The organism is Arthrobacter sp. BB-1 (assembly GCF_006151685.1).
Lineage (GTDB): Bacteria > Actinomycetota > Actinomycetes > Actinomycetales > Micrococcaceae > Arthrobacter.
Map to the genome: position 1 here is coordinate 1 of NZ_VDEV01000046.1, position 5,311 is coordinate 5,311.

General features: G+C 60.7%; 3 protein-coding genes and 2 pseudogenes. All 5 read right to left on the bottom strand.

The features are described from left to right. Positions 1-423, bottom strand: a pseudogene (locus tag FHJ30_RS21135) (chromosome partitioning protein ParB); the annotation flags it as partial. Between the two features lie 62 nt (positions 424-485). Then, positions 486-926 carry a hypothetical protein gene (locus tag FHJ30_RS21140; RefSeq protein ID WP_139031207.1) on the bottom strand — a complete coding sequence of 147 codons (441 nt, stop codon included), beginning with the start codon at positions 924-926 and terminating at the stop codon, positions 486-488. A gap of 319 nt (positions 927-1,245) precedes the next feature. Beyond that, positions 1,246-3,372: a tyrosine-type recombinase/integrase gene (locus FHJ30_RS21145; protein ID WP_205677067.1), complete on the bottom strand. Its 2,127-nt coding sequence runs from the start codon at positions 3,370-3,372 to the stop codon at positions 1,246-1,248. Then, positions 3,369-4,448: a tyrosine-type recombinase/integrase gene (locus FHJ30_RS21150; RefSeq protein WP_240793795.1), complete on the bottom strand. Its 1,080-nt coding sequence runs from the start codon at positions 4,446-4,448 to the stop codon at positions 3,369-3,371. Before FHJ30_RS21150 ends, FHJ30_RS21145 begins: the two co-directional genes overlap by 4 nt. 116 nt (positions 4,449-4,564) lie before the next feature. After that, positions 4,565-5,059: pseudogene (locus FHJ30_RS21155) on the bottom strand (ParB/RepB/Spo0J family partition protein); the annotation flags it as partial. Positions 5,060-5,311: the final 252 nt, after the last annotated feature.

Genomic DNA, 5,311 nt, shown 5'->3' on the forward strand with positions numbered 1-5,311 from the left:
TTCGATCAGAGTTTTCCGTTCGGCCTTCTCCTCATCGGTCATCGGGCCTTTGGGGGCCGATGATGTGCCGTAGCCGCTGTAGTAGCGGAGCGTGAAGCCCAGGTCTTTCCAGCCGGTGACGACGGCGACAGCGGAGTGCTGGCCGCGATAGTCCGTCTCGATGTAGACGGCGTTTCCGTCCTCGTCGGTGGCCGGTTCGCCGTCCGCCCTTTTCAGGGACGTGACCCGGAGGGTTTCGCTGTCCTCCCCGTACCCACATTCCGGGACAACAGTCGTTCCGTCCGATTCCAGCTCTGCGGTGAGTGCGGCCAGCGCGGCGGCGCGGTCGCGCTTGTCGCGCAGCTGCTGGGTGACGTGCAGGAGCATGTCGGGTTCGTCCATGATGACGGACTCGAGCTCGGCGGTGGCTTCCTCGTCGTCCTCAATTATGTGGACAAGCGGTGATCGTCAAGGGTGAGCAGAAGCCTGGGTGGCAATCTCGCGAATCAGCGCGCCGGGGAGCCGGTAACTACGATATTGCGGTGGATGGGCTTCCAGCCTTCGCCGCTGAGGCGGTCGATATCGAACCCGTCTGTCATGAGCACGGTCTCGGCTATGCCCAAACCGCTGACATGGACAATCTCCCGGTCATCCGTCATGTCACCGCAACCCGCGACCCAAGTTTTTGAATCGGTCGTCGGGAGGACGGCGACGCAAGCCCCTTTGCCGTTTGCGGTTTTGGCGCCGAAGTATTGAGTTCCCTCGTGTTCGACCAGCAGCCTGATGTTGCTTGCAGGAACCTCATTCTCAGGCCAAATCGTCAGTCCGCCAGGCAACTGATCTGCTTCGGAGTTCTGCTCCAGCGCGCTGATGTTTGGTGTTGACTGGCATCCGGTTAGCAGTAGTGCCGCGAAAACAAGTGTCGCCGCAAAGACTTTACGTTTCATAGCGCTGCCCCCTCAGGCTCATCTTCGGCCAGCCTACCGCGGGCGGTACCACCAGGAGCGATGACAAGGCAACGAAACTGTCATTTAGCTTCCTGAAGGCCTCAGATCACCTTAAAGGGCTATCAGATTCACACGTTGTCTCGACGAGAACGTCTGCGACTTATCGTCCAGGTGACTGCCCATACGAGGACCACCAGCAGCAAGGTTTCAGTCCCGTTAGCGGCTGCTCCGAACGCTGCCATGAGATATGGCAGAACGAATATCAGGAAGATGGTTGCTGTTGCTGCCAGAGCCCATGCCGATCTTTTCAATGCTGCCCCTATGCGTCGTCGATTGAACTAACAGACTTCGTCAGTATGCCGTCTTCATCAAGGTCGTTGAGTAATTGTTTGATCCGCCGCTGGGTAGCTTGGTGACGTTCAACTTCGCGCGGCCACCCATGGACCTCTGCGTCAATGACAAGTTCTTCTTCGCGTTCAAGTCGCGCCTTGAGTCTGGGTGCATATTCGCTGGTCGTGAGGAATTTAGGGCAGGAGAGCATCAGTTCGCATTCACAGGGCCCTTCTGCGGGCAGACGCAGGCAATGCCCGAGTTCGAGTTCGGTCTTGAGAAAGTTGGTCTGCAGCCAGTGAACTGACTCGTCGTCAAGCCTTCCGTTCATGAGGGCTTCAGCTGCCGGACCGGCAATCCGATTACCTGACGCCAATGCTTCCTCGTATTGGCGGCGGACTACGGGGTCGGAGATCCTGCTGTAAATCATGGACATCGAAGCGCTCTTATGGCCGAGGATCGTCATGATGGTCTGAATCCTCGCTCCCCCTTCGGCGAGCTGTGTCCCCAGGGTGTGGCGCAGCCTGTGTGCGCTGACGGTCCTGGTTCCCTTGGAATCGACGAGGCCGGCAGCGGTGCACGCCTTCTCAAAGGCGTCATCGAAGAGGGTCGCCGATGACAGGAGTTTGCCCTTGCGGACGAAAATGTAGTTCTCGCACCGGCCGGTAGTGGGATCACGCCGCGCTACTGCCTTCATCGCCTTGGCCTGGTTGATTGTCTCCTGCAGGGCAACGGCCGCGTCAGCATGCAGCGGGATGAGGCGTTCAGAATGGCCTTTGCCGACCGGGATCCGCAGCCTGGGATGGCCGCTGGCGTAGGTGTCGAGGCAGTCCCAGGTAAGTCGCCGGATCTCGTCCCGTCTTGCACCAGACCACCTCAGCAGCAACAGGGCGGTTCGCTGCAATGGATCGGCCAGGCCTTCTATCGCGGTCATCAGGGCGTCCAGCTCGTGCCGGGGGAGGTATCGGGGAATTGTCTCCTGCCTGCGAGGTGCGTCCCGGGTCGTGAGCAGTGGCCTGCCCGGAACGTCGTCCCAACCCCATATGCCGGTATCGCGACAGAATGCTGCGATGGCATTGATCTCGTGCTTGCGGGTGGTCACGTGCAGCGGTTGGCCGGTGTTCTGACTCGGGTATGTGGGCAACCAACGGAGGTATTCCTCAATCAAGGCCCGATCCAGTTGTGCCATGGATGTAATGTCTGGATGTTCACGTCCAAGCCAGTTCACGAGGCGCCGCAAGCCTTCCCGGGCGATCCTGACCGTTTGTGGACGGTCGAACTGTGCCTCAAGTCGGGTGAGGAGATAGCGCTCAACGACTGCCCGGATCCGTGGTGGGCAGAGCTCCGGGAGTAGGTTTTCTTCCCAGCTCGCGCGGCGCCTCGTGCCGGTAATCGGCGGGTCGGTGACCTGCCCAACGTTAAACAGCAGGACGTGCAGGCAGTGGATTTTCGCCAAGTGGGCCCTGGCAAAGCGTTCCCCGGCGTTGTCGCCGGTCATCTGCCAAGGGGACTTCTGGTAGAGCGCGGCCCGGAGCTGAGCGAAGTCCTCCCGTTGGCCAAAGGACCGAATTTGCTCGGCCATATGAAAAAGGTCATCGGCGGAGATCGCCGTGATGTCGGGGTCGCCGCGATGCAGGAGGAGACGGCCGGTCGCCCAGGTGAGGTTTGAATGGGATGACTTTGTCCCGTATCCAAGCTCCGTCAGGCGTGTCATGCGAGCGGCAAAGAGGTCCAGGTCCACCCCGAGCCCCTTGCCGCCTGCCTGGACGCTGAAAAGCCGGGCGTACTTTCGGACGAATAAAAATTCGTAATCCAGACCGATGCCGTGCACGAGGGCCAAATAGACCAGATAGCCACTGGCGTCGAAGGTACCCGTACGTCCGGTGGCGCGAAGCGGTCCGCCGGTAAAGCCAGCCCGGACGAGAAGAGGCGCCCGGAACCAGTCCTCCAGATCAGGCCAAGCCTGAACAAACCTGCGGTAGGCCGCCATGCGCTGGTAGCGGGCCGCGTAGTGAGGGATAAACGCCTTGACCCACCCTCCATACTCGATCTCCGTAGCGTGCTGGCGTGCGGTAGGAACGGGTATCCCTGCAGTTGCCCGTGCAGCGGAATTCACTGGAGAGCAGCCAAGGCAGCGCGGTATTCGTCGCGGACCTGAGAATCCGAAACCCTGGTATAAATCCGGGTCGACTCCGGTGATGCGTGGCCCAGGCGTTGTTGGAGTGCCAACTCGCGCATGCCGGCTTCCCACATCAGGGTTGCGTGTGTATGCCGCAAGGCGTGCGGTGTCTTCTCGGGTGCCCGCAGTCCGAGCTCGTTCAGCCGTCGAGAGAACATCCGCACCAGCGCGTCGTACGAAAGCGGATCACACGATCGAACACCGCGGCCACCGACGAGAAAGAGAAACGGGCTCTCCGATTGGGACGGACGTTCACGCATGACATATCGGTTGACGGCATCCAAAGTGCGGGGTTCCAGCACATCAACAACGCGTTCTTGACGAGATTTCCCTCTCGCTCCCCGCGGATGGTCATCTCGTTTCCGGATAGTGACGCGTCGGTGCCCGTACGAAACATCCTCGAGGTGCAAGCTCAGCACCTCCCCTGGGCGCAATCCTCCATCAAGCATCAGCAGGACCATCGCTAGATCCCTCAAACAGGTCATGCTGTTCAGCAACGCCTCAACTTCCGGTAACGCCAAGGGTCGCGGCAGTCTCAGGGGCAGTTTGACCCTGATCTGTCGCCGGACCGGCTGCTGCCTACTTGCACCACCTGTAAAGGGTCGGTGCCGCTCACTCACCATGGCCAAAGACCGATCAAGTTGCCGGCGCATTGGGTTTTCCGCATCGAACAGCTCAGCGATGATTGCCCACTCATAAAAGCTCGAAACGGCCGCCAGCACCCGGGCAACAGTAGCCACGGACAGCAGCCGTCCCTCAGTGCCGGTGATAGCAAGACCAAGCCGCTGGGCTGGCCTTCGGCTCGGTCGCTTCCGCAACCAGCCCAAGAAGTCCAAACCGACAGCAGGACGGAAATCATCCCAGCCCGTGCCAGCCTCCTCGAAGAATTCAAACAAGTTCTTCAGATCAAAACCGTACGCCGAAGCAGTGTTCGGACTGCCTCCGGAGTCCAAAATGTGTTGCAAAAATCTGCAGACAGGGACCACGGCCGAACCGTCTGGATCCAGAAGCATCACGCTGGAAACCCTCCCGGATGACTTGGTCGTAACAACCCGCATCTGCGTCACCTTCCCAGTGCAACACCCCCAGCCTTCATCCTCCATGAGGCTCGCAGTGTCCACATAAGAAAGAATTCCGCGAGTACCAAAGCCTCTTCGATGGTGTATCCCTTGCCCAGGGCGGCGGCTCCGGTCTCGGTGGACTTGGCTTTAAGGGCGGACTCGACGGTGGTCTTGGTCCGTCCGGTCTTCTTGGCGATCGCGGCGGCCGAGACGCCGATCAGGGACAGCTGGTGGTAGGCGTCGGCTTCGTCGGCTTCCGTCAGTTCGGCGCGCTGGATGTTCTCCACGACCTGCGTGACGATGCGTTCGGCTTCTTCGGGGCTGTCGATGATCATTACCGGGATGCTGTCCCGCCCTGCTTCGACGGCGGCGCGGGTCCGGCGCTGGCCCATCAGGACGTGCACGGTTCCGTCGTCCTTGCGGTGGGCGATCACGGGTTCCATCACGCCGTGTTCCTTGATGCTGGCGATGAAATCGGCGGTCAGGGCGGCGTCCTTGCGGACGTTGATATCGACGGTCAGGGTGGCCGGGTCGAGCATTTCGAGCGTGGGTGTTGCGTTCATGGTTTTTGTCCTTGCAGAGACGTGGGGGTGTGTTGGGCGGCCTAGGTGACCGGCCAGCTTCCCCTTTCCCCCGACGCTTCTATGTCTGTCAAGCGGCTGGAAACGGTGCGGGCGCGGACCAAGTTGTTTGCCGTTGGCGGGGCGGCTTAGGTGACCGGCCAGCGTCCCCTCTCCCCCCGTTGTTTTGGCTGCTGGCGAAGCTTGCGGAGCTGTGGCCGACGGAGGCCTGTCTACCCGTAAGGGCAAGGGGCG

Bases quoted from the DNA above. Each gene is read 5' to 3' on its own strand.
- FHJ30_RS21150 (WP_240793795.1), bottom strand. From the start codon at position 4,448: ATGCTTCTGGATCCAGACGGTTCGGCCGTGGTCCCTGTCTGCAGATTT.
- FHJ30_RS21140 (WP_139031207.1), bottom strand. From the start codon at position 926: ATGAAACGTAAAGTCTTTGCGGCGACACTTGTTTTCGCGGCACTACTG.